Raw genomic sequence first — 24,880 nt, 5'->3', positions numbered from 1 at the left:
ATATGTTAGTAACTATAACACGAGGCGAATCGTGTTTCCTGCAGGATCCTTCACTTCACTATATTCAGGGTATGTCTTCACTTTTACTTGTGCTTCTATAAGCCGTTTAACTGTCTCTGTTCTAGCATTTTCATTAGGGAATACAAGCGTAAACCAATTTAATCCAGCCCCGTTTGGTCTTGGGGCTTTAGCTCCCTCGCCATTCCAAGTATTTAGCCCAATATGATGATGGTAACCGCCTGTTGAAATGAATAATGCTCCAGGATATCGTGTTACCACAGAAAAGTTTAACCCTTTAGAATAAAAAACCTCTGATGCTTCTAAATTAGCAACATGTAGATGGATATGACCGAGAATTGTTTCCTCCGGTAATCCACTCCAAACTTTATGTTCTTCCGCTAAAAGCCCATCACCATCTAGTGGATCTGTTCCCATTTTAACCTGATCACCAGTCCAATTCCACCCACTTGAGTCCCTATCACAATAAACTTCAATCCCATTGCCATCGGGATCTGAGAGATAGAGTGCTTCACTCACCTCATGATCAGCAGCACCAAGCTGTACTCCTTGTTTGAGAGCATGCTCCAGAAAGGAAGACAGTGCAGCTCTGTTCGGTAAAAGGATAGCAAAATGGTAAAGCCCAGTCGTTCTCCGCTCTTTTCCCGTTACATTTTCTGGTGTTTCAAGCGTTAATATGGCTGTTTTTCCATTCGCAGAAAGCCTTGCTGCTCCTTCAGTCTTCTCCAAAACCTGAAAGCCTATAACGGTTTGATAAAACTCTATAGCTTGTTGAAGGTCTGTCACATTAATGGAGAGCTCTCCAACATATGTTGCCGGTTCAGTAAAAAACTTTCTTTCCATGAAATCACTCCTATATATCTTCATTTATAAAAAGGAACTTTATAAAACTAACTTACTTATTGTAACCTAATTTAGTATAGCATACTTGAAATGATTTAGGTTATGTTATTGGTCCTTCAGGCTAGGTTATCGGCCTTGATCAGAGGCACATCGCCTTAGCACAAGAATCAGCGGAGCTACTATCACTCGAGTTGTGTCGTGATACATCCGAAATGATATAATGGAATTATAAAACTTCTTTGCTAAGAGAGGATGCATAATTGTGATCATTCGAGAACGCGAGCATGACTTTATCTTTATTGAACAACATAATCATGCGCTTGTCGCGGGGGAGCTTATCAAACAGTGGAAGATGGGGGCATTCAATGATTCACCTTTGCAAGAGGCTGTTATCTTTTCCATTGAGCAACATGATGCTGGTTGGATCCCAGCAGATAAACAACCATTTTGGAATGACGCCAAAGAAATGCCGTATAGCTTTATAGATTTCCCTGCGCCAATGAAAACATTACTCTATTCGCATGGGATAGATCAGATACAAACAACTGATTTATATGCCGCGTTATTATGTAGTGAACATTATGTCCGTTTTCTCGAACAGGACGGTACAGAGTCAGGTAGGAATTTCGTAGCGCAGGAAAAGAAAAGGCAGGAGATAATCCACTCATTACTCACTTCTTTTGATGAGGAACTTTTTTCCTACCACTATGCATTATTACAGTTTTGCGATAATTTATCATTGTTTCTATGCTTAAATGAGCCTGGTGAAAACAGCCATCCCTTTTTCACCAAGGGAATACCGCTTTCCAGTGCGCTCCCTCATTTTTCCCAGGAGAAGATGGCCGTAACATGGGTTAATGATGAAACCATGGTAATAAAGGAATTTCCATTTAACAATCCCTTCTCCGTCACATACGATTTCAAACTAATTCCCAAATACCAGATACGTAAAAATGGCCTGCTTAACAGCTATGTAGAAGCACCATTTAAACAAACCACTATTCAAATTAAAGAAAAACAGGAAAGCTAGAGTCTGCTAGCTTTCCTGACCTAATAACGTCTCTCTCTGCTTCCCTTTCACCATTTCTGGCTCCACATAAAGCTTTCTTGTAGGAATGGCAATCTCGAGTTTTTCTCTTTCAATAATAGCTAGAATAGCAAGGTTAATTTCTTGCTTTACTTTCAAGTGTTCTTCCCAATCTGTAGTATTTGTGAAGAAATAAAGGAAGATTTCCCATCCGTTTTCGCCGTATGCGTCCACGTTTACTAGAATCGTTTCCTTGTTTATAGCATCATGATGCCTTAGGAGAACTTGGATTTCCTTTACTATCCCTTCCAATTGTTCTCTTTTGGCTCCATACATTAAGGACAATTTAAATGTGATTTGGCGCTTCCCCATTTTGCTCCAATTTGTTATTGCCTCATTTGAAAGGGTGGCATTGGGTACCGTGACAAGCGCTTGGGCAAAGGTTCGTACTTTCGTACTCCGAAAGCTTATATCTTCAATTGTTCCTTCAACGCTTGGTGTTTTAATCCAATCTCCAATGGTAAATGGCTTTTCTGTAATAATAATAATTCCACCGAATAAGTTTGCTAATGCATCCTTCGCTGCTAAAGCAAAGGCAAGCCCTCCGATACCGAGACCGGCAACAAAGCCGTTAATATCATACTCAAATTCCTGAGCAATAACGCTAATACCGATGGCTACGATAATGAGCCGCAGCGCTTTTGAAAAAAACGGGATTAAGATATGATCAATTTTTACATTGTACTTATGATTAATCTTGGAAAATAACAAAGAGGATGATGAAGAAAGGTTATACAACCCCCACCCCACCGCAAAAATTACCGATGAACGAACTAAATGGTTAAATAGTGCATTGCTCTCATTAAAATAAGGAAATACATCTACTGCGAAGTAAATGCCAACCACGGCTATTAATAATTGTAAAGGCTTCTCAAAAGAGGTACGCAGTTGTTCAAAAAAGCCATTCCAAGTATTCCTGCTTATTTTCAGCAACAAACGAAAAATTGTTGCTGTGAATCGAATTCTTAGTAATAAAAACACTGCAAGGATAACAATAGACAATGCAATATTTAATTGGTTTTCATATTGTTGAACAAAATTCCAAAACATTTATAGCTACCCCCGATAGTTTTTCTATTACTATGTATATAGCCTGTCCCGGAAGAATAGTCATAAAAAGACAAATTTATTTAAGAAAAGCTCCCAGCCTTTGTATATGTATACGCCCGCACCCTATTTAAATTATTCTTATTAATCAAACTATTCATCGCCTGTAAGCTAAAGAGTACGTTATACTGAGAATGAAATTGAAAGCGAATTACTAATGTGAGGAGCATTCATATGGGAATTAGAGAATTAGTAAAAAACCTTATTTTATAAAATTATAAAATAAGGAGTGAATTAATTGGATGTGAATTTAGACGAAAATGTAATTGAAGTATCCCAACTTGGTTTTCAATATGATAATACAGTTTGGGGAATTAAAGATATTGATGTGACATTTAAAAAAGGGGAATTAATAGCGCTTGTCGGTGCAAACGGTGCTGGTAAGTCTACCTTTTTGAACGCTATATGTGGACTAATAATGCCTAAAAAAGGTGACGTCTTTTTCAACAAAAATCTCATAAATCGTAACACCCCTTTCCACAACATTGGTTGGAGTAAGCAGACACATGCAATAGATTGGTATCTAAACGTATTTGACAATGTAATCGTTAGCGCAAGATTGGCAGGCAAAAATAGGAAAGCCTCGAAAATAGATACACTTGCAGCGCTTGATTTAGTTGGTTTATTAGAATATAAAGATCGAGATGTGGATGCATTATCGGGCGGTCAGCAACAAAGAGTTCAAATTGCTAGAGCCCTCGTCCACCATCCAGACATTATGATATTGGATGAACCTACTACCGGACTTGATGCGGAATCATCAGAGAAATTACTGTCCCATTTAAAAGAGAAAGCAAATAAAGGTGGCCTAGTAATTGTATCTTCACACGATCTAAATCTATTGGACAGTTATTGTGATAGCGTGTTGCTTTTAAAACAAGGAAGTATTGTAGCTTATGAGCCTAAAACGAAATTCATCTCTCGTTATCGTGATAAAGAAATACTCACGATTGAGTATGAGGGAGAGCTAGATAAAAGGAAGTTAGTAGAAATTGAAGGTATCGTTACGATTAACGATTTAAAGCCTTTAGTTTTAGAAATTAAAAGGAATACACCAATTGGCCAGATAATAAATAAACTGGATTCACTTGTATTCGTAATGGACATAAATAGGACTTCCCCTGGACTTCGAGAAGCATATCTAGAAGTTGCAAGAGCAAAGGAGGAAGGAGGATGTTGAGAAGCGATGCAAATTTTGTAAATACTAGAACGTTTCGCAAAGGGACCCGCTTTCACTGGGCAAAAACCTTTATTCTGGCAGAGAATGAACTTAAGGCAGTATGGCACAATAAACCGTTATTCGTGAATGCTTTTCTAAATCCTATTTTATACCTCGTATTCTTCATGGCTGGATTAAGAGGAATGACTGGTGGAATACTTGTCAATGGTATAGAAGTAGATTTCTTAGCTTTTACACTTCCCGGGATTCTTATGATGTTAGTTATCAGCTTAATGGGCCACACCGTATACAGAAGTACCATTGATAAGCGGTGGGGACTACTTGGGTACAAATTTATGAATGGCATATCGCCACTTAGTTATGTAACCGGATTGATGGTTTACCCATTTTTTGTGTTTTTAGTTCAAGGAGTGCTGCTTGCCGTGCTTTCTTTGTTCTATGGAATAACCTATTCCATTACGAATTTAATACTAGCCATATCCCTTGGAATAGTAGGGATTATATTTTGGTGCTCTCTAGGTATTATCATAACGACAAGAATAAATGATTATCATCAAAGGGACATTGTCCTTGGTTTAATGACATTGCCAATTTTGTTTACAGCTCCGACGTTTTACGCGATAGAAAGCGCACCTGTGTATATTCAATTCATATCTTGGTTTAACCCGATAACGTACCAAGTTACGGCAATTCGCAGCTTTTTCTTAGGGCAGCCAGATATATTGATGATTATTATTGCAACCGCTATTTCTATTATCCTATTACTTTTGGCGGTTCTATTAATAGCAAAAGCTGAACTAGTTAGTAACGAACATTAGCAGTTTAACTTAATATGAAGAACAAATTAAAAGCATTCCTTTTTTGGAGTGCTTTTTAACTTGCACCTCCTCCCAACCTTACTAAAATACTATTTTTAGAATAAATTTCATGGTCTAAATTCCTCCTTTTGCTCCCTTGTATTTTTATGATTGTAGTAGCTACTACGACGGTTATTCATTTTTAGAATTTTCGCAGGAAAAAGGGAGTTTTTTCAAGCAATATTGGGAAAGCTAATAGGGAATGAAATATTTTAATAAGGATGGTTGATATTGTGAGTGAAAAAGAATCACGGACTGGACAAACGAACATAGAAAACGAAGACACATTAACCACCAGACAGGGTCATCCCGTCACGAATAACCAAAACATACGCACAGTAGGGAACCGCGGTCCAGCTACGTTAGAAAACTATGACTTCATCGAGAAAATAAGTCACTTTGACAGAGAAAAAGTACCGGAACGGATTGTACATGCTCGTGGAGCAGGAGCGCACGGCTATTTTGAAACCTATGGAACAGCCGGAGACGATCCTGTTTCAAAGTACACTCGTGCAAAGGTATTTCAGGATAAAGGTAAACAAACACCAGTATTTGTACGTTTTTCTACCGTTGTACATGGTAATCACTCGCCTGAAACCGTCCGTGACCCACGCGGCTTTGCAGTTAAATTCTATACTGAGGATGGAAACTGGGATCTTGTAGGAAACAATCTTAAAATCTTTTTTATCCGCGATGCTATGAAATTCCCGGACATGATTCACGCTTTTCGGCCAGATCCCGTAACCAACATTCAAGACAGCCAGCGGTTTTTCGATTTTTGTTCCAACTCTCCTGAATCCTTTCACATGGTTACGTTTGTTTACTCTCCTTGGGGGATCCCAGCAAACTACCGTATGATGCAAGGTTCTGGCGTCAATACGTACAGGTGGGTTAACCAGGAAGGTGAAGCTGTGCTGGTTAAGTATCATTGGGAGCCGAAACAGGGGATAAAAAATCTAACTATGAAAGAAGCAGCTGAAATTCAGGCAACGAATTTTAATCATGCAACCCAGGATTTGTATGATGCTATTGAAAAGGGCGACTATCCGGAGTGGGAACTTTTTGTACAGGTTATGAGCGATGAAGAGCATCCTGAGCTTGATTTTGATCCATTAGACGATACGAAGCTTTGGCCAGAAGACCAATTCCCATGGCTTCCAGTTGGAAAGATGGTCTTAAATAAAAACCCTGAAAACTACTTTACCGAGGTGGAGCAAGCTTCATTTGGAACTGGTGTCTTAGTGGATGGACTTGACTTTTCCGATGATAAAATGCTGCAAGGGCGTACCTTCTCCTATTCGGATACACAACGGTATCGCGTCGGAGCTAACTACCTCCAGCTACCAATTAACGCAGCTAAAAAGCGCGTGGCCACAAATCAAGAAGGTGGTCAACTACGTTACGAAAACGATAAGGCACCGGGACAAAATCCACATGTTAACTACGAGCCTTCTACACTTGGCGGACTAAAGGAAGCAGAACAAACCGGAAAAGAGCATACCCCTAAAGTCCAAGGGAAATTAGTCAGGGAGTCTATTGAACGTAACGATAATACGAAACAAGCCGGAGAGACCTACCGCCAATTTAAAGATTGGGAGAAAGACGAATTAATTGGCAATATGGTTGGTGATCTAGCTGAATGTGACCAACGTATCCAAGATAAAATGGTCGCCCTTGCTGAAGAGGCCGATGAAGAATATGGCCGTCGTCTTCGCGAAGGTCTTGCTAACGCTAAGAAAGACGGATCTAGCATGAACCCACTAGGTAATAAGGACAGTGAAAAAGCACCTGAACAAGCGATTAAAAAGGGACATGAGGCAGATCCTTATTAAAAAAATGTTAGTAGTAAGTTTTCCTTTGAACAGACGAAGAGCCGATCACACTTGATCGGCTCTTGTTTTTTTATGTTCTATACCCTACTCTTCCACATAATCAAGCGGGCTTTCCTTAAATAATCTAAGATGGTATGCGTATATAGCAGTCTTTCCAAGCTGGTCCAATAAGTTGTAATTGGCATAGGCCCCGACAATAGCCCCAAACCCAGGGACAAGTTGCAATAACTTTACTAAATCAATATAATCCCGATACTCCTGCTGAAATGCCCGCCAGTCCATTTCTGTTATCTCATGCCTTTTTTCATTCCAATTATCAAGCGTGTGGAATGTCTCCCTCTTTTTTCTTTCATCTGAGAAAGCAAGCTGAAACACGTGCAAAATAAACAATCGTTCAGAATAATCCTTTGTATCAAAACCATAGATAGCAGCAACTTCAAATAGGTATTTTATTTTTATTGACAGTAACAAAGGAAAATCCGCTATTCCTAAAAAGATACCGCCCGCTCCTGTCCCAGCTCCTTCCACTGTTGCGGTCCTTCTATATATAGTTAGTTTTTCTCTAACAAGCTCATCCTTTTCCTGAAGGCTTGCATAGGCAAGCTCTGGTTTTTTTGTGGTCAAATCGGAACCGAATAATGTCATTTTCACCATTTGCTGGATCCCGTCGGTCATAACTTGGTGTACCTTTTCAGGGATGATACCGTTTATTTTTGTTTGGGCTTTTTTAGAGAACTTTTTAAACAAGCTTGTTTTAGAGAAAAGCTCCCATTTCCATTCCATCAAATCCTCATACGCCTTTCTTTCATAGTGATTCAACACGACACCTCCCTTTCTATCAACCCAGCGATATATTGGATATTTTATTCGTAAGCTTTTTCATGTATACTAATAGTATACGATAACAAAAAAGGTGGGTGAACCAATATGCCGATTCCAGCTAATCATGCCAAACCTGTGCGTCAGACTGCTAAAGAGAATGCCTTCACGCAAATTCAACAATGGATTATTGATGGAACCCTACAGCCCGGTGAAAAGTTGAATGATACAGAACTTGCCAAAGCGCTTGGTGTGAGTAGAACTCCAATTAGAGAGTCCCTACAAATGTTAGAGATGCGGGGATTTGTTAAAATGTACCCGGGTAAGGCGACACAAGTAACAGAGGTTGAAAAGGATGCTATCCTTGACCTGTTGCCACCACTTGCCGCATTACAGGCGTTATCCGCAGAACTAGCTATCTCCCATATTACCGAGGAAGTCTTAGAACTGCTGGAGCGTACAAACGAGCGATTTGCCAATGCCATTCGATCTGAGAACTACTATGCTTCACTTAAAATAGATGAGGACTTTCACCAAATTATTGTTAATACAGCAAATAATTCTTATATACATTCTATTATTTCCTCCCTACAAGCGCATGTTAGAAGGCAATTCTTTCATAACTCCATTATCCTAACTGAGAAATCTGTTGAGGAACATCACGCCATTATCCAATTAATGAGAGAAGGTAAAAGCGACGCCATTGCTCCTATAATGAAAGAAAATTGGCTTCGGGCGATTGATGAATTTCAAGCACTGCATGACAAGCAATAGAAAAACGCCAGACGATTTAGCTATCGTCCGGCGTTTTTTATTTTTTATAAATAGATATGACAAAACAAAACTAGTTGAAACCTTTATTTCACTGACGTTTTTGCCGTAACATGGAACCCGCGTAAAGCTACACTTGCAATAAGTACAATCACCAAGGCAGGAAGCAACCAACCAAGTCCTTGATTGTATAATGGCAATACCTTTTCATAGAAGGATAGAATTGGCGTTAGCCAGTCAAAATACTCTATACCCAACGAATTACATAATGACTTCAGTCCATCTGTAACACTAATTAGAAACGTTACAGCAATGGTAATAGCATAAACGACTCTCTTGTGTTGGAATAAACCTGATAAAAATGCTAAAAGCATTAAAACGATTGCTAGTGGATAAAGAAGCATCAGAACAGGAACAGAATAGGTAATAATATTAGCGAGTCCGAAATTAGCTATAATAAAAGTAATCCCTGTAAAGAAAATCGCAAAAGCTTTATATCCTATTTTCGGAAAAAGGGTTTGAAAATATTCTGCACATGCTGTGGTTAACCCGATACTAGTTGTTAAACAAGCAAGCGTAAGGATGACAGCTAACAAAATCGTCCCAGTTTGCCCGAAATAGTACGCAGCCCCACCACTCAACACAGGGCCTCCAGTAGTGAAGACACCAAGTTCCTGTGTACTCACAGCACCTAAATAGGCAATCCCAACATAGATCACACCCAAAAGTGTAATAGCAACCAAACCTGAGCTCGCCGTTGCAGCAAGGACCCCTTTGGTTGAAGTGACACCTAATGACCGGATGGTTTTAATAACAATAATGCCAAAAACTAAAGAAGCTAGAGCGTCCATCGTGTTGTAACCCTCAAGAAAGCCCTGAACAAAAGCGTTCCCTTGGAAGTCTCCTAATGGTGCTTGAATTTCGCCCATTGGCTTTGCAATTACCATGACAAGCAATATTAAAAGTAGTACGACAATACTCGGAGCCAGTAGCTTACCGATATAGTCTATAAGCTTCCCTGGCTTTAAAGAGAAAAACAGGGTTGCCAAGAAAAATAGTAGCGTAAATATTAGTAATCCTGTTTGCTGCGATCCTTCATTTATAAAAGAAGAGAACCCTACGTCATATGCCACTGTTGCCGTTCTTGGGGCAGCAAAGAAGGGGCCAATTGTTAAGTAAAGCATAACAGTAAAGGTAATGCCAAAAGCAGGATGAATCCGGCTCGCTAGTTCCTGCAAGTTTTTACTGCCAGAATAGCTCATTGCCAATATACCGAGTAATGGCAATCCCACCCCTGTTAGCAAAAACCCAAGAACCGCTGGCCAAAAATTAGTACCAGCATTCTGACCTAGTTGCGCAGGGAAAATTAAATTACCTGCACCAAAAAAAAGTGCGAAAAGCATAAAACCTACAACCGCATACGATGAAAATGATAGCTTGTCCTTCATATATAATCCCCCTGTGTTTATTCTACGTTGTATTTGAAATTTTAATATGCAATATATCAGTATAGTTCATACTACTAGGGTTAGTTGCAAAATGCAATATATTACTGGACTTTTTTTATTACTACGTTTACATTTTTCTACGAAGGGAATATATAAACTTTGATAGTTTCGTAAATTATAGTTGAAAGGAAGGATTTACGATGAACGAATTTCAAGCATTAGTACTAACAAAAGAAAACGATGAAGCAACATTATCTGTTAAAAAACTAGGGCTTCAAGATTTACCCAAGGGAGACGTATTAATTAAGGTTGCTTACTCCAGCGTTAACTATAAAGACGCCATGGTTGGCGTGCACCATCAAATGGTTAAATCTTTCCCTCACATCCCAGGAATTGACCTTGCGGGGACAGTCATTGAGTCTACTGATAATACGTACAAAGCTGGCGATAAAGTAATTGTCACAAGCTACGAGCTCGGTACGGGACATCATGGTGGCTTCAGTGAGGTAGCACGAGTACCGAAGGAATGGGTCGTGCCCTTACCAGACGGTCTAACCCTTAGAGAGGCTATGATCCTTGGAACAGCGGGTCTGACTGCCGCCCTCTCTGTGCAACGTTTGGAAGACAATGGACTTACTCCATCTCAAGGTCCCGTGTTAGTAGCAGGAGCCACAGGCGGTGTCGGAAGCCTAGCTGTTGATATGCTTGCAAAAAAAGGGTATGACGTAACCGCTAGTACAGGATCTTCTAGTGAGAAAACTTATCTGGAGAAGCTTGGCGCGAAAGAGATTATTTCTAGAGAAGAAGTTACTGATCAGGATAATACACCAACAAGAGAAAAACGTTGGGCTGCAGCAGTAGATCCTGTCGGTGGGTCAACCTTGCAATATATTCTCAGCACCCTGAAAAATAGCGGATCTGTCGCTACTTCAGGCTTAGTTGGTGGCATTGAGGTGAGAACAACCGTACTACCTTTCATTGGCAGAGGTGTAAACTGGCTTGGGATCGATTCCGTACAATGCCCAATGGAACTTCGTAGAAAAGTGTGGGAACGATTAGCGGATGACCTTAAGCCTTCACACCTAAACGAAGAGGTTGTGAATGAAGTCTTTTTAGAAGAAGTAGAAGACACACTTCAAGAAATCCTTGAAGGTCGCGTACGAGGACGTACTATTATAAAACTTGATGGATCAGAATAAAGTAACTCATCATGATTAGATCCGAGCGACTTAGATTCGCTCGGCTTTTTATACGCTACTTTTGTAGAGAATGAAATAAGCCAGGGCTCCCCATATGGGAGCTCTGGCTTTATCTTTCTACCGATTCTCTTCTTTCTCCTGTAATTTACGATAAATCGTTGCTATGATTGGCCCTGAAATATTGTGCCATACACTAAAGATTGCACTTGGCACTGCAGATAACGGATTAAAATGTGCAGCAGCAAGAGTTGCACCAAGCCCTGAGTTTTGCATGCCCACTTCGATTGACACCGCTTTTTGTTGCTTAGGACCCATCTTCATGACTTTTCCAAGCCCTAAGCCAACTACATAACCCAATGTATTATGCAGCACAACAATTAGAAAAATTAGTAGTCCAGTTTTTGCAATTTGTTCTACGTTCACACTTACAACTGCCGTAACAATTGCTACAATACCTATAACTGATACTAGGGGGATGGCCTTTACCCCTGCTTCGACTTTATCTTTTAACAATGCTTTAACGAGTAAGCCTAGTAAAATGGGTACCAAAACAATTTGTACAATGGAAACAAATAAAGCCCCTGCAGATACTTCTAACCATTGACTAGCCAAAAGATAAATTAGAGCAGGTGTTAAAATAGGTGCCAGAACAGTAGATACAGCAGTAATTGAAACAGACAATGCTGTATCCCCTTTAGATAAAAATGTCATAACGTTAGAAGAAGTACCACCAGGACAGCATCCAACTAAGATAACACCTACTGCTATCTCTTTGGAAACAGGCAGAATCGTCACAAGTGCGAAGGCAAGTAATGGCATGATTAAAAATTGGCCAGCTACACCAATCGCAACATCTTTCGGGCGTTTAAATGCTTCTTTGAAATCTTTAGCTGACAGTGTAAGCCCCATACCAAACATTATGATACCGAGTAAAGGTGTGATATAGGCCGCCAGCCAAGTAAATCCTGAAGGTAGTAAAAAGGATAAAACCGCAAATAATACCACCCAAATAGCAAATGTATTTCCGACAAAACTGCTAATTCTTTCTAAAACTTTCAAGCTAATCCCCCTCTTAGATGCATAATTAGAGATTATATTATATTTTTAGAAAATTTTAAATAGGTTAAACCTATCATTTGCTCCATCTACTAACTTTATAACTAAAAACAGCAACTAAGTTGTTTTTGAGCAAAGGTACGGGAAAGCGATATTCATGGAGAATATTAAATAAACAGGGTGAGACTCAAAAAATTTGATAAAGCAAAAACAGAACGAATGGCGAATCGTATTGAATACGATTCGCCATTCGTTCAGAACTTATTATAACAATATTGATGCCTGACACACTACTCAGCGAAGGAAAATGCATAGACTCCAGTGGGAACAGCATGAGTCCGAAGGCCCCGGAAGTTAGAGAAAGGTACAAAGGCTAAAAACGCCACATCCTGTGGCAACGCCTTTGTGACCAACATCCTGTTGGCACGAGGCCGTGCCTACGGAAAGCGAAGTATTTTCCATAGCGGTGCTTAATGCAGTCCATGCACGCTCTCTTATTGTTCATATTCTTGAATGAAAGGAATGGTATGTCCCAACCCTAATTTATGATAATTGTTGTTCTGCGAATTCCCGGTACAATTTATGAGTGGAGATTAATTCTTGATGTGTTCCACTTCCAGTCATGTTGCCATCCTCGATAAAGATAATCTTATCTGCGTCTACAATAGTAGATAAGCGATGTGCTATCACAAATGTCGTTCGCCCTTCCATTAAACGACTTAATGCCTGTTGCACAATGCTTTCAGATTGACTGTCAAGACTAGCTGTCGCCTCATCCATCATCAGTATTTTCGGATCACGTAAGAAGGCTCGTGCAATATTAATCCGTTGCTTCTGCCCGCCTGAGAGCTTTATACCACGCTCGCCCACCTTTGTATCAAGTCCTTCAGAAAAACCCTTAATAAACTGGTCTGCATAGGACATTTTTGCAACTTTCCATAATTTCTCGTCTGGAACGCCCTGTGGGTTTTCCAGCCCGTACGTCAAATTTTCTCGAATTGTACCTGCCATCATAGCACTTTCTTGCGAGACATAACCTATTTGACTACGCCATGTATGTAAGGATAAATGCTGAATTGGTGTTTCCCCAATTTTAATTTCACCCTCACTAGGTTCATAAAACCGTTCCAGTAACCCAAACAATGTCGTTTTACCGCCACCACTCGGACCAGCAAAGGCAATCATTTCACCTGGCTGTGCAATAAAGCTGATAGATTCTAAAACTGGTTCTTCCTCATTATAGGAGAAGGAGACATTTTCAACCGATAGCGGCTGATTTGCGACTTGTGCTTGTTCCCCTTCCTGACCTTTTTCTTCAGAAAGCTCCAAAATATGTTGTATACGCTCTGTGGCTCCCTTTGCTTTTTGTAACTGAGTAAAAAACATAGCAAACGAGGTGATCGGCATCACAATTTGAAATAGATAAAGAAGAAACGCGACCAAGGAACCGGTTGACATCGTTCCATCTGCCACACGAATCCCACCATATCCAATAATAACTACTACTACAACCATAATGATGAGATACATTAATGGTCCAATTAGAGCAAAGATTTTGGACTCCTTTAGTCCGAAGGCAAACAGTTTACTAATCCCAGCATACCCTTTTTTCTCCTCAAACCCTTCTGCTGTAGAGGATTTCATTAATCGAACTTCACTAAGGGTCTGCTGAATATCGCCTGTGAATGTAGCTGTTTCATCCTGTAACGCTCGCGATATTTTGGCCATCTTTCTGCCAAGCGGAATCATAATGCTTATCGTCACGGGAACGGATATAAGCATAATCAAAGTCATTTTCCAATCCATGATCAGCAGAATGATAACCGCACCAATAATAGAAATGATACCTGTAATGAATTGAGGAAAGTGCGTTGAAATTAACTCTTTCACAATACCTGTATCATTTACTACTCGACTGACTGTTTCACCACTTTTAGTCTTATCAAAATAGCTAACAGGCATCCGGATTAGCTTGTGCCACATTCTTTCCCGCAAACTGGCTACGATCCGCTGCCCAACCATTGCCAACAAATAAGTAGACACCCCGTCTATTACCGCTTGCAGGATGAAAACCACCCCTATTGTTACAACAAGGAACCAGCTTAACGAAGCTAGTGAAAAACCATCAACCAGCTCTCTTGTCAAAATAGGGATGGATAGCCCTACTAGCGTTGTTAGAACACTACCAATTAAGCCAAACGTTAACGCCATCTTTGGCATGTTCGTTGATCGCATTAAAGAATAAAAGTCTTTTATATTACTTTTTTCACCGTCCATATACCTCACCCTGCCCATCTAGTCTTACTGCTTCAATTATAGATCAGGCATACGGCCAATAGCTAGTATCACACGAATTCTCACTAATTCCTCTTACGCCTGAATATCACGTTTGTTATACCCTATAAACCCTGTAATGACAAAAAGTATTGCAAGTAAAAATAGAATGGAAACTGGCAGATAACGCATTTCTTCGATTAACAGTTCAGGTATATGGCCATACGGTGATATTCCGCTGAGCCACTTGGGAAATTCTAATAGATTTCCTAGATAGACGACGATAAAAGAATACATGAGATAAATCCAACCAACAATGCTTGCTCGTGGAAAAATGCCTATCACCAATATGCCCAAGCCTATCACAAGCCATACAGCCGGCAGATAAACAAGCGCCGCACTATAAACATTCCATAAATCCATGCCATTTTCCATCGACATATTTCCTGCAGTCCATAGCCCAATCGCTGTTAGTGAAACCATGATAAAACTAGTAATAACAGATAGAAGAAAGGCACTACCAAGTAATCTATTACGGGAAAGCTTCTTACTCAACAGATGGTCTATACGCCCTTTTTTCTCTTCCACAATGAGTTTGTTAACAGACATCAGTGCCGGTATCGTACTAATCATCGCTAGAATGGACATGATCATGGTTAAAAACTGCTCTGTTAAGGAATAGGAATGCCCGTTTTCTGGATTAAGCAATTGCTGGAACATGTCGTTTTCAACAAAAAAGGAATCCAAATCTCCCAGTACAGACCCATACGAAGCTCCTAACAGAAACATTCCTATTGCCCAGGAGATAAGCCCAGTTCGTTGCAGGCGTAAACTTAAACCAAATGGGCTTAATAAGGAAGCTGAGGCTGTTCTTTTACCTGGCCTTGTTGGAAGCAGACCTGCACCAAGATCTCGTCTACTGTACAAGACGCAAGCAGTGATCATTATCAACAGCGAAACAATGAATGTGATAATAATTGGCCACCATTTATTCGTAACCAAAACCTCTGAACTCAAAATCCAACCCAATGGAGAAGCCATAGACATAGCCTCATTGCCGATATCCCCTATCGCCCGTAATAAATAGGACACGCCTAATACCGTAAAGGAAAATCCAATTGTGCCTCTTGCGTTCTCGGAAAGCTGTGCAAAAATAGCAGTAATAGTAGCAAAGAAAAATCCTGTCACGCCTAATGCTGTTCCGTAAAGTAGTGATCCTTCCAGGTTAATACTCTCTATACCGAGTGAAAAAAGCCCTAGGCCAGTAAGAATTCCAATGAAGAGATTAGTCAATCCGGCAAGGGTGAGCGTTGCATATAAATTTGCTAAACGACCGGTAGGCAAAGAACGAATAAGTTCAATTCTACCTTCCTCCTCATCTGCTCTCGTGTGTCTTGCCACGAGGAGAATATTCATTATCGCCATCGCAATGGCAGTGAAAAGAAGCATTTGGTGGGCCATCATCGCCCCAATGGTGTAGTTATTCAACCCATAACCTTTTCCAAGCATTGCTGTCATCGCTGGATTCACCATGGTTTCAGCCATGATTTGTCTACTTTCACTAGTAGAATACAAGTTTGATAATGCCATCGCAGTCATACAAGTTATCAGAACGAGCGCGAGAACAAACACCGGGATTCGCACCCGATCTCTTTTCACCAAAAAGCGAAGAAGTATAGCCGTCCCTTTCCTTGTACTACGCATTATGATTGCCTCCCTCAGTATCTACCCGTCCTCCTTCATAATGTCTCATGAACAAGTCTTCTAGGTTAGGGGGGGCACTCTCCAACTTCAAAATGCCAAACGAGCTGATATACCTTATCATTTCATCGAGTTTTTCTGAATCAACTTGAAATGAAAGTACTCCCTCCTTCTCTTCTACATCATGCACTCCCGCCATCTGTCCTAATCCGCTCATCGGCTGCTTTGTCTGGACGATAAGGTTTGTTCTTGTTAAGTGACGCAATTCGGCCATCGAGCCAGTCTCTATTATTTTGCCCTGACGAATGATCCCAACACGGTCGCATAACCTTTCAACTTCAGAGAGGATATGGCTTGATAATAAAACACTCTTTCCTGCATCTTTCGCTTCTAGGACGCACTCCTGAAAAACACGTTCCATTAATGGATCAAGTCCAGAGGTTGGTTCATCCAGAATATACAAGTCTGCCTCAGAAGCAAAAGCCGCTACAAGTGCCACCTTTTGTCTGTTTCCTTTCGAATACGTTCTACACTTTTTCGTTGGATCTAGTTCAAAACGCTCTATCAGTTTTTCCCTTCGCCCTTTATCAACTTTCCCCCGAAGCTTTGTAAAAAGGTCAATGACTTCTCCACCTGTTAAATTTGCCCATAGATTCACATCACCAGGAACATATGCTATACGTTCATGGATGGCCACTGCATCCTTCCAAGCATCCTTGCCGAAAATCTGTACAGACCCTTCTGTTGCCTTCAAGATACCTAGCAGGATTCGGATGGTGGTAGACTTCCCTGCCCCATTCGGTCCAATAAACCCAAAAACTTCCCCTTCATTCACTTGCATATCAACGCCATCTAGCGCTGTAAACTTTCCAAAATACTTCGTTACATTTTTCGCTTCGAGAATGGTCATGGTCCCTTGGCCTCCCTTTCCCTCACTAAATTATGAAATATTATTACCTATATAGTTCATAATATATAAACAACAACTGCTTTGCAATAACTTATGAAATATATTCATTGTTTTATTACATATTTTTTTATACACTTTAAAAGAGGTGAAACAAATGGACGGATTCGAACGACGCCGCGAACGCAAAAAACAAAGCATCCTGGAGGCTGCCCTAAGCTTATTTTTAGAGTTTGGCGTGCAAAAGGTAAGCATGAACGAAATTGCCACAAAAGCTAGTGTCTCTCAGGTGACAATATATAACTATTTTAAAAACAAAGATAGATTAGTTGAAGAGGTCATCCGCTACTATGTGGACAAGGCGTGGCAGGAGGCAGATATTATTTTGACCAGTGACCTCCCTTTCCCAGAAAAGATTAAACGATTAATCTTTAATAAAAAAAGGTCTGCCAATAACATCCATGAAAATTTTTATCAGCATTTCATGAAAGCATATACAACAGGGGATGGCTATATGGCAAAACTGATGACCAAAGAAGCTATTCCGAAGATGATGAATTTATTTAATGAAGGGAAAGCTCAAGGTTATGTTGATCCTGCTATCTCTAATGAATCCATTTTCTTCTATATCCAAATGATGAACGAATACATGCAAAAAAAAGACGTCTATACAAAAATCTTACCTCTGACAGAAGATATCATGCACATATTGTTTTACGGCATAGTTGGGAACAAAGGAGAGAAATGATTCTCTCCTTTGTTTGGGTATTTGATTGATACCCTCGCGTATACGGGCGCCCTTCCTTTCACATACAATAACAAATACACGAGAACAGAAAATTGATACAACCGCTTAATTTCATTATACTTATTGAAAGTGAAGGGAGATTTAACAATGGAAGAAATGAAACATGATCATCATGCTTATTCAATACTGAAAGACAAAATACAGCTTATCAAACAAAAGGATAAGGCAATCTACTTAGTAGGGCCCATTCAGCTGCCCGTTAATTTATATGGCGAAACGACAGTATTTCAATGGTATTGCTGGCTGAGCCAAGAAGAAGTAACAGAAGACTATGAGCATATCATTGAAAAGCTTGCATCCTCTAATCTAGCCGAATACCAGCAATCAAGTGTGTTGGTTTATGGAGACTTTGCCAATGCAGATGAAGCACTTATCCGGATGCACTCTATCTGCCACACAGGAGATATCTTTGGTAGCAAGCGCTGTGATTGTGGATTTCAATTAAAAGAATCTATGAGGCGTATCAAAGAAAACGGAGCAGGAGCGCTCTTTTACTTGGCCAATCACGAAGGCCGGGGTATAGGATTGTTCAGCAAAGCCATGGCATATCTTCTTCAGGAAAGTGGCTATGATACCGTGGAAGCAAATGAACAGCTCGGATTTGAAAATGACACAAGGGATTATGATGATGCCATCCACGTATTAAAACAACTACGAAGCAAAGCAGTTACGCTCATTACAAACAATCCGAAAAAAATGGAAGCATTAGAAAAGGCTGGTCTTCCGCTTTCAGGTAGAACACCTCTTTGGGGAGATGTATCGGAATACAACAAAAAATATTTAGAGACCAAGGTAACTAAATCCGGACACTTAGAAGAAGGAACGTGTTTGAATGACTGATCATAGCTATTACATGGAGCTTGCTTTAAACCAAGCTAAAGCAATGAAGGGACAAACAGACCCTAATCCACTGGTAGGCTGTGTCATCGTTAATGGAAGTCGTATCGTAGGAATTGGCAGCCATTTAAAAGCAGGGGAAGCGCATGCAGAAGTTCATGCACTACGTATGGCTGGTGAGCATGCGAAAGGTGCGACAATGTACGTCACCCTTGAACCTTGCTCTCACCACGGCAGAACAGGACCATGTGCAGAAGCTGTTGTTATGGCAGGCGTTGCAAGAGTGGTGGTCGCCACCCTTGATCCAAATCCAGTAGTTTCAGGGAATGGAGTTGCCATTCTAAAAAAGGCTGGCATTGAGGTGATCACGGGAATTTGCGAACAAGAATCTGTTAAAATGAATGAAGTTTTTAACAAATATATTGTTACGCAACGGCCATTTGTTAGCTTAAAGGTTGGATCCTCCCTTGACGGAAAGGTCGCCACCCACACCAATAGCAGTAAATGGATCACATCAGAGAAAGCTCGCACAGATGTCCATCGATTGCGACATGAAAATATGGCCATTCTTACTGGAATTAACACTGTACTAGAGGATAACCCTGCCCTAACCGCACGAATCCCAAATGGAAAAAATCCAATTAGAATTGTACTGGATTCCACCCTAAAAATCCCGCTAGACTGTCAGCTAGTAAAAGACAATAAAGCGGAAACCTGGGTTTTTACGACAAGCCGTTATAATGAGGAAAAAAAAGAGTCACTAGAGGAAAGTGGCGTTCACGTTATTATGCTAGAAGGGGATTATATTCATCCCGGAGAAGTGTTGGACTATATGGGGAAGAAGAATATTTCTTCACTGTTAGTTGAAGCAGGAGCTACTATAAATGCAAGCTTTATAGAGCATCAGCTTGTCGATAAGCTGGTCGTGTACATGGCACCAAAACTCGTTGGTGGCCAGCAAGCCCCGTCCTTCCTTGGAGGAACGGGCGCGGAAGAGATGCAGGATGCCATCGAGCTAAACAACCTCCAGGTGGAGACAATTGGGAGCGACCTGAAAATAACTGGCTACCCAGTTATTCATGGCGAAAAGAACTGAGGGATATGGATGAAATTTGGTTTTGATATTGATGACACCTTAATTAACTTACGAGCACATGCCTTTCATATATATAATAAAAAGCTCGGAAAGCAGATACCCACCGAAACATTTCATGCCCTCAAGCGTGTGGAGATCCACGAGCCTTTTGGCTTAAATGACAAAGAAGGTAAAGCAATGTGGGAGCAATCTTTAGAGTCAATTTATTATACAGATTGCCCCGCCTTCTCGGGTGCTGTTGAGGTTCTAAACGAATTAAAAGGAAAAGGGCATACGATCTACTACATTACAGCACGACCTATGGTCCATGGTGAACGGACGAAAGTCTGGATGAAAGAGAAAGGTTTCCCTATAGAGGACGATGCTTTCTTCTACGGTATGAATGACCATGAAAAAATAAACATTATTCAAAACCTGGAGCTCGATTACTATGTGGATGATAAACCTGCTGTTTTAAACACATTACAGGAAGAACCAACAACCTTAGTAATTAAAGACCAATCCTATAACCGAGAATTTACCCAAGCAATCCGGTTGTACGAGTGGACAGAATTTATTTCATTAATTGAAAGCAGGCATCCTTAATGAATGCCTGCTTTCAATCTCTCTTATAGAAATTAATCTTTCGCTTAAGCGCGATAAGCATATATATATACAGGACTACGACAGCACCAGTAAGTGACATGGTAAAGATTTGCAAACCGCCCCACTTCCAAGTAAGCAATCCACCTAGTTGGGATAATAACAAAATCGCGAAAAGAATCATGTAAAACCGTAACATACCTTTATACGACTCCACAACCGACTCATAGTCAGAGTAAATTTTAGGAACCGATTCATTTGAAGCATCCGTACGGAAATAATGGAACAGTCCAATTGACTGATCTACATAATTCCATCCAGCATCCTCATAAAGTTGAATATAATCATCTGTTGCAATTCTCTGAAAATCTATTTGGTAAACAAACGCTTTGTTTTTATCTTCTTCAAACGTATAAAAGCCTAGTTTGTATTTTTTCATATGCAGCCCTTTTGCAGACATTGCTGTGAGCCATTGCTCTTCTTTTTCCAGTCCAGAAGCAAGGAATAGACGAAATTTCCTAATAGCCATCTTCTTCAACCTCCAACCTCTCAATTATATCTGTAGCATTGTTTACTAAAGATCTTAACCTTATATATTCTTTCTGCAAAACCTGTTTTCCCAGTTCTGTAAGGTCATAGTATTTTCTGCGTTCATCTGATTCCACGGTAACCTTCTGTATGACTTGTTGCTTTTCTAGTTTACCTAAGGCACCATATAACGTTCCCGGACCCATTTTTACTTCACTTTGACTAATTTCTTCTACATCCTGCATGATGCCATAGCCATGTCGTTTCACTCTCAATGATAAAAGTATATAGTATGTTGCCTGGGATAAGGGTAAGAAATCCTCTGGCTGCTTCATTTATTCACCTCATTACATCGCATGTCGATGTATCGTATAACGATATATTAGCATGGAATGCGTTTTCCTTCAAGCCTAATTTACGTGAGTTTTTTATAATTGCCACTAATTACGCAAGAAAAAAGCCCGGTATCCCGGACTTTTCACTAAGCCTATAACAAGTTCTTCTCAATTTCCTTCATCTCATAAAAATAACCCTTCTTACCCATGAGCTCCTCGTAAGAGCCGAATTCCACAATTTCCCCTTGGTCCATAACGAGGATGTGATCCATTATTTCCATCCCAGCCAAACGGTGACTGACAAGGATTAGGGTATCCTTTTCTGCTTGCCGCAAAATACATTCATGGATCGACTTCTCTGTAAGAGCATCCACAGAAGATGTAGGCTCATCTAGAAGCCACAACTTACCTTTTTTAAGCAAAGCTCTGGCAATAGCGAGTCGCTGCTTCTCCCCACCGGAAAGGTTAGCGCCTTTTTCAAGTACATCATCAGACAAGGAAAATCTATCTAACTTAACCTTCTGTAACGCCTCCGTTAATTGTTTATCTGTTAGATCGTCACCAGCCAACAGTAGATTTTCCTTGATGGTGCCAAAGAAAAAGTGGTTTTCTTGTAACACAACATTGGCCATACTCCAAATAGATTCCTTGTTAGATGATGCAAGCGAGAGATCATTTAGTTTAATGTCTCCCTGTACGGGTTCATACAACTTTAAAATAAGCTGAAGAATCGTTGATTTACCAGAACCACTCGGACCGACTATAGCCGTTTTACTTCCCTTTTCCAGTTCAAAACTAATATCTTTCAACGTCGGTCTCCATTCGTCTTCAAAGGTAAACGTCACGTTATCCATTCTTACAGAGGGCACCTCATCAGGAATAAAAGGAAGATTTCTTTCATTAGTAGAAGTTTTGTCATCTTTTACAACTTGAAACAACCTACGTGCTGCTCTTTGGTTATCATGATAGTAGATAGGAAAAGCTGCCATCGGGGAAGCATCTTCAAAAACAGTGATCGAAATCATTACCAGCATTGCCAGTAATACGCCTTCCAGGCTCCCGTTTGCAACTAAATAGACACCAAGCCCAAGCACAATGGCTGTAATGATATGAGAAACAAGTGTATTTAATGATTGGCTAAACAGTTTACTAATTCCTTCTACCTCTTGTTCCTTAATATACTGACCCGAGGATTGTAACAGCTGTTCCTCTCGACTCTCGAGCTGCTGGTAGACTTTCAGATCACGGAACCCATAGAGGTATTCTGTCACATCTGTCGAAAGCACTGCCCGATTTTCTCGAACATCCTGATCGATCCTTCGCTGTTTTATGGCAAAAATGGCAGGGACTACAAATCCTGTCATGACAAGACCTAAAAATAAGACAAATGCTGCATAAATTGAAAAGAATGCGGTAAAAAATATTGTGCTTAAAAAGACCAAGACAAGCACAATAGGTGGGTAGAAGACGCGCAGAAAGAAGTTTTGCAGGCTCTCAATATCGCCCACTATCCTTGCAAGTAAATCCCCACTTCGATATTTCTGAAAGATACCAGGCGCGAGTGGCTCTATCTTTTCAAAAAAAGACACACGCAAATTACTTAGAATGGTAAACGTCGCACGATGAGAGAAATACCTTTCTGCATAACGGGTCAAAGCCCTTGTGAAGCCCAAAAGCTTTACAGTAGACGTCAACACAATCAAGGCATATAAAGGGGGAGCAAGCGCTGCCTTGGAAATTAAATATCCACTAGCCGCAAACAGCCCAACGCCAGCTATCCCTGCAATGAACCCCACCAGAATCGACAAGAAAATATCCCTTTTTTCAAACATCATTAATTTTGTAACGATAGCTAAGTCCTTCATTAGGCTGTGCCCCCTTGCTGTACGGAAACCATTGCTGCATATGCTGGAAGGTTTGCAACCAGCTCTTCATGTGTCCCTTTACCAGCTAACTTCCCTTCCTCAAGGAAAAGGATCTGATCAGCATTCTTAATTGTATGAAGTCTGTGTGCAACGGTTATGATTGTTGCGTTCTCCGAAAGTTTTCTAATCGAGTTTTGTAAAATCCGTTCTGTTTTCAGATCCAGACCCGTGGTTGGCTCATCAAACAAGATAAGGGAGGGCTGATTAAGGAAAGCTCTAGCCAATGCCAAACGTTGTTTTTCTCCACCAGAAAGCCCTCTACCTGCTTCTCCCACTCGTGTATCCAAACCGTTCTCAAGTGATTGGACGAGATCCATAATACCCGCTTGCTCTGCAGCCACTTGAATGGCCTCTCTGGAAGCATCATTTGTTGAGCCAATTGCTATGTTTTCCGCAAAGGTGCCTGAAAATATATAAGGATGCTGTGATATGTAGCTCAGTTTACTAAACCATTCCGCTTCCTTATAGTCGCTTAATGGGCTACCATCTGCAAAAATATTACCCTCTGACAATGGTAATAGTCCTGCTAGCAAATGCAGTAATGTAGATTTTCCTGAGCCACTTCTCCCTACGATCGCAACCGAAGAGTAAGGCGGAAGACTAGCTTCAATAGCAGACAAATGAAATTGATCAACACCATAGCTAAAACTAACTTGGTTCAGTTTCAGATTCGGTGGTTGATGCACTTCTGTAAACTCTTTTTCGCCCCATGTGATTTCATTGTCGGATTCTGTTAGCTCCTCGGCAATTTTCTTCGCAGCACCGATACTACTTTGACCATTATGAAAGGCGCTTCCTAATTCCTTAAGAGAAGTGTAGAATTCTGGCGCAAGAATTAGAATTAAAAATCCTACAAAAAACGTAATCCCGTCGAAAAGAATAAGTTGCAGGGCTATTTCTAAAGCAATAATTCCGATACTTAGCATGGAGATGAGTTCCAGCATAAAAGAAGAAGTAAAAGCAACCTTTAAAATTTCCATCGTCGCATCACGAAAACCCAAACTGCTCTTTTCAATGGTTTGTTTTTGTTTTCGAGCACGGCCAAAAAGCTTAAGTGTTGTTAAGCCTTGCAAGGTATCCAAAAAACCACCCGAAAATGATGCAAGTTTGTCCAGCTGCTCTTCTGATTTTTTCTGGGTTTGCATCCCAATGATAATCATAAAAATGGGAATAAACGGAGCAGTGATGATCATAATGAGCCCTGAATTCACGTGCTGCGTAAATACCACAATTAGAATAAGCAATGGAATGAGACTAGATTGAATCACCTGCGGAATATAGGAACTAAAATAGCTTTCCACTTCGTCGACAGCATCCATTAAAATACTTACTTTTCCACCAGACTGTCCTGTAATAGAAGCCTGAACAGGGGTCACTTTATATTGGTGTAACAAGGATTGGCGGAATTCTCCCTTGGCATGTGCACCAATTTTAACCCCTGTTCTTCCGCTTAAATAGGTAGAACCTGTTCGAAAAAGCAAAACTAATAGGAGTATGCCTAACCAGGGGAGTGCGTTTGTTAAGTTTGCATCTCCCAGAAAGGCATCCTCAATGATGATGACAAGAAGATACGCCTGGGCAATAACCATCGTACCGGCAATTAGAGCAAATAAAACCAGTAAGGCCATACGTTTTTTTTGTTGTTTAATCATTGCTTTTAACTTATCCAT

The 24,880-nt window shown here is 40.4% G+C and carries 22 protein-coding genes; 10 read left to right on the top strand and 12 right to left on the bottom strand.

Translation table 11 applies throughout. From position 1 onward, the window contains the following. Window positions 1-12: 12 nt before the first annotated feature. Entirely contained in the window at window positions 13-861 is an 849-nt protein-coding gene (locus tag ACTWPF_RS17375; RefSeq protein WP_443149951.1) for a VOC family protein, read from the bottom strand. A gap of 262 nt (window positions 862-1,123) precedes the next feature. Here ACTWPF_RS17375 and ACTWPF_RS17370 point away from each other — a divergent pair, with 262 nt between their 5' ends. Further along, complete coding sequence (locus tag ACTWPF_RS17370; RefSeq protein WP_443149950.1) at window positions 1,124-1,891, top strand: DUF3891 family protein; 768 nt, start codon at window positions 1,124-1,126, stop codon at window positions 1,889-1,891. 6 nt (window positions 1,892-1,897) lie between these two features. Here the strand turns inward: ACTWPF_RS17370 and ACTWPF_RS17365 are convergent, their stop codons facing one another. Next, window positions 1,898-2,998 carry a mechanosensitive ion channel family protein gene (locus ACTWPF_RS17365; RefSeq protein WP_106895547.1) on the bottom strand — a complete coding sequence of 367 codons (1,101 nt, stop codon included), beginning with the start codon at window positions 2,996-2,998 and terminating at the stop codon, window positions 1,898-1,900. Window positions 2,999-3,299: 301 nt separating this feature from the next. Between ACTWPF_RS17365 and ACTWPF_RS17360 the strand changes: the two genes are divergently transcribed. The 3 genes from ACTWPF_RS17360 to ACTWPF_RS17350 all read left to right on the top strand — a co-directional run bounded on the left by ACTWPF_RS17360 (window position 3,300) and on the right by ACTWPF_RS17350 (window position 6,924). Beyond that, entirely contained in the window at window positions 3,300-4,235 is a 936-nt protein-coding gene (locus ACTWPF_RS17360) for a metal ABC transporter ATP-binding protein (RefSeq protein WP_443150055.1), read from the top strand. Continuing rightward, window positions 4,229-5,053, top strand: coding sequence for an ABC transporter permease (locus ACTWPF_RS17355; protein WP_161464471.1), 825 nt, complete (start codon window positions 4,229-4,231; stop codon window positions 5,051-5,053). The genes ACTWPF_RS17360 and ACTWPF_RS17355 overlap by 7 nt, the downstream gene beginning before the upstream one ends. Window positions 5,054-5,325: 272 nt before the next feature. Beyond that, on the top strand, window positions 5,326-6,924 hold the full coding sequence (locus tag ACTWPF_RS17350) for a catalase (RefSeq protein ID WP_443149949.1): 1,599 nt from the start codon (window positions 5,326-5,328) through the stop codon (window positions 6,922-6,924). 84 nt (window positions 6,925-7,008) lie between these two features. Here ACTWPF_RS17350 and ACTWPF_RS17345 read toward each other — a convergent pair whose 3' ends face one another. Next, window positions 7,009-7,743, bottom strand: a complete 735-nt coding sequence (locus ACTWPF_RS17345; protein WP_106895543.1) for an EcsC family protein — start codon at window positions 7,741-7,743, stop codon at window positions 7,009-7,011. 108 nt (window positions 7,744-7,851) lie between these two features. Here ACTWPF_RS17345 and ACTWPF_RS17340 point away from each other — a divergent pair, with 108 nt between their 5' ends. Next, complete coding sequence (locus ACTWPF_RS17340) at window positions 7,852-8,517, top strand: GntR family transcriptional regulator (protein WP_161464474.1); 666 nt, start codon at window positions 7,852-7,854, stop codon at window positions 8,515-8,517. Window positions 8,518-8,600: 83 nt separating this feature from the next. Here ACTWPF_RS17340 and brnQ read toward each other — a convergent pair whose 3' ends face one another. Next, window positions 8,601-9,962 carry a branched-chain amino acid transport system II carrier protein gene (brnQ, locus tag ACTWPF_RS17335; protein ID WP_106895541.1) on the bottom strand — a complete coding sequence of 454 codons (1,362 nt, stop codon included), beginning with the start codon at window positions 9,960-9,962 and terminating at the stop codon, window positions 8,601-8,603. 200 nt (window positions 9,963-10,162) lie between these two features. Here brnQ and ACTWPF_RS17330 point away from each other — a divergent pair, with 200 nt between their 5' ends. Beyond that, complete coding sequence (locus ACTWPF_RS17330; RefSeq protein ID WP_443149948.1) at window positions 10,163-11,161, top strand: acrylyl-CoA reductase family protein; 999 nt, start codon at window positions 10,163-10,165, stop codon at window positions 11,159-11,161. A gap of 117 nt (window positions 11,162-11,278) precedes the next feature. Here the strand turns inward: ACTWPF_RS17330 and ACTWPF_RS17325 are convergent, their stop codons facing one another. The 4 genes from ACTWPF_RS17325 to ACTWPF_RS17310 all read right to left on the bottom strand — a co-directional run bounded on the left by ACTWPF_RS17325 (window position 11,279) and on the right by ACTWPF_RS17310 (window position 17,102). Then, window positions 11,279-12,220: a bile acid:sodium symporter family protein gene (locus ACTWPF_RS17325; protein ID WP_238019361.1), complete on the bottom strand. Its 942-nt coding sequence runs from the start codon at window positions 12,218-12,220 to the stop codon at window positions 11,279-11,281. A 540-nt stretch (window positions 12,221-12,760) separates the two neighbouring features. Further along, complete coding sequence (locus tag ACTWPF_RS17320; protein ID WP_161463906.1) at window positions 12,761-14,494, bottom strand: ABC transporter ATP-binding protein; 1,734 nt, start codon at window positions 14,492-14,494, stop codon at window positions 12,761-12,763. Window positions 14,495-14,587: 93 nt separating this feature from the next. Further along, entirely contained in the window at window positions 14,588-16,195 is a 1,608-nt protein-coding gene (locus ACTWPF_RS17315) for an ABC transporter permease (protein WP_443149947.1), read from the bottom strand. Beyond that, window positions 16,188-17,102 carry an ABC transporter ATP-binding protein gene (locus ACTWPF_RS17310; protein ID WP_106895536.1) on the bottom strand — a complete coding sequence of 305 codons (915 nt, stop codon included), beginning with the start codon at window positions 17,100-17,102 and terminating at the stop codon, window positions 16,188-16,190. Before ACTWPF_RS17310 ends, ACTWPF_RS17315 begins: the two co-directional genes overlap by 8 nt. 154 nt (window positions 17,103-17,256) lie before the next feature. On the opposite strand from ACTWPF_RS17310, the gene ACTWPF_RS17305 reads away from it, so the two are divergent. From ACTWPF_RS17305 to ACTWPF_RS17290, 4 genes are all read left to right on the top strand, one after another. Next, complete coding sequence (locus ACTWPF_RS17305) at window positions 17,257-17,847, top strand: TetR/AcrR family transcriptional regulator (protein ID WP_443149946.1); 591 nt, start codon at window positions 17,257-17,259, stop codon at window positions 17,845-17,847. A 147-nt stretch (window positions 17,848-17,994) separates the two neighbouring features. Continuing rightward, entirely contained in the window at window positions 17,995-18,747 is a 753-nt protein-coding gene (locus ACTWPF_RS17300; protein ID WP_036576971.1) for a GTP cyclohydrolase II, read from the top strand. Continuing rightward, window positions 18,740-19,840, top strand: coding sequence for a bifunctional diaminohydroxyphosphoribosylaminopyrimidine deaminase/5-amino-6-(5-phosphoribosylamino)uracil reductase RibD (gene ribD / locus ACTWPF_RS17295; protein ID WP_443149945.1), 1,101 nt, complete (start codon window positions 18,740-18,742; stop codon window positions 19,838-19,840). Before ACTWPF_RS17300 ends, ribD begins: the two co-directional genes overlap by 8 nt. A gap of 9 nt (window positions 19,841-19,849) precedes the next feature. Further along, window positions 19,850-20,425, top strand: coding sequence for a 5' nucleotidase, NT5C type (locus ACTWPF_RS17290; protein ID WP_106895533.1), 576 nt, complete (start codon window positions 19,850-19,852; stop codon window positions 20,423-20,425). 13 nt (window positions 20,426-20,438) lie between these two features. Here ACTWPF_RS17290 and ACTWPF_RS17285 read toward each other — a convergent pair whose 3' ends face one another. The 4 genes from ACTWPF_RS17285 to cydD all read right to left on the bottom strand — a co-directional run bounded on the left by ACTWPF_RS17285 (window position 20,439) and on the right by cydD (window position 24,880). Further along, window positions 20,439-20,951, bottom strand: coding sequence for a DUF2812 domain-containing protein (locus tag ACTWPF_RS17285; RefSeq protein ID WP_443149944.1), 513 nt, complete (start codon window positions 20,949-20,951; stop codon window positions 20,439-20,441). After that, window positions 20,941-21,285: a PadR family transcriptional regulator gene (locus ACTWPF_RS17280; RefSeq protein WP_106895531.1), complete on the bottom strand. Its 345-nt coding sequence runs from the start codon at window positions 21,283-21,285 to the stop codon at window positions 20,941-20,943. Before ACTWPF_RS17280 ends, ACTWPF_RS17285 begins: the two co-directional genes overlap by 11 nt. A 152-nt stretch (window positions 21,286-21,437) precedes the next feature. Continuing rightward, complete coding sequence (cydC, locus tag ACTWPF_RS17275) at window positions 21,438-23,150, bottom strand: thiol reductant ABC exporter subunit CydC (protein WP_443149943.1); 1,713 nt, start codon at window positions 23,148-23,150, stop codon at window positions 21,438-21,440. Continuing rightward, window positions 23,150-24,880, bottom strand: coding sequence for a thiol reductant ABC exporter subunit CydD (gene cydD, locus ACTWPF_RS17270; RefSeq protein ID WP_443149942.1), 1,731 nt, complete (start codon window positions 24,878-24,880; stop codon window positions 23,150-23,152). The genes cydC and cydD overlap by 1 nt, the downstream gene beginning before the upstream one ends.

This window comes from Oceanobacillus sp. M65 (genome assembly GCF_052246275.1).
GTDB lineage: Bacteria > Bacillota > Bacilli > Bacillales > Amphibacillaceae > Oceanobacillus_B > Oceanobacillus_B jordanicus.
Note: the sequence above shows the minus strand (reverse complement) of the source record. Positions and strands in the feature narration are given on the sequence as shown.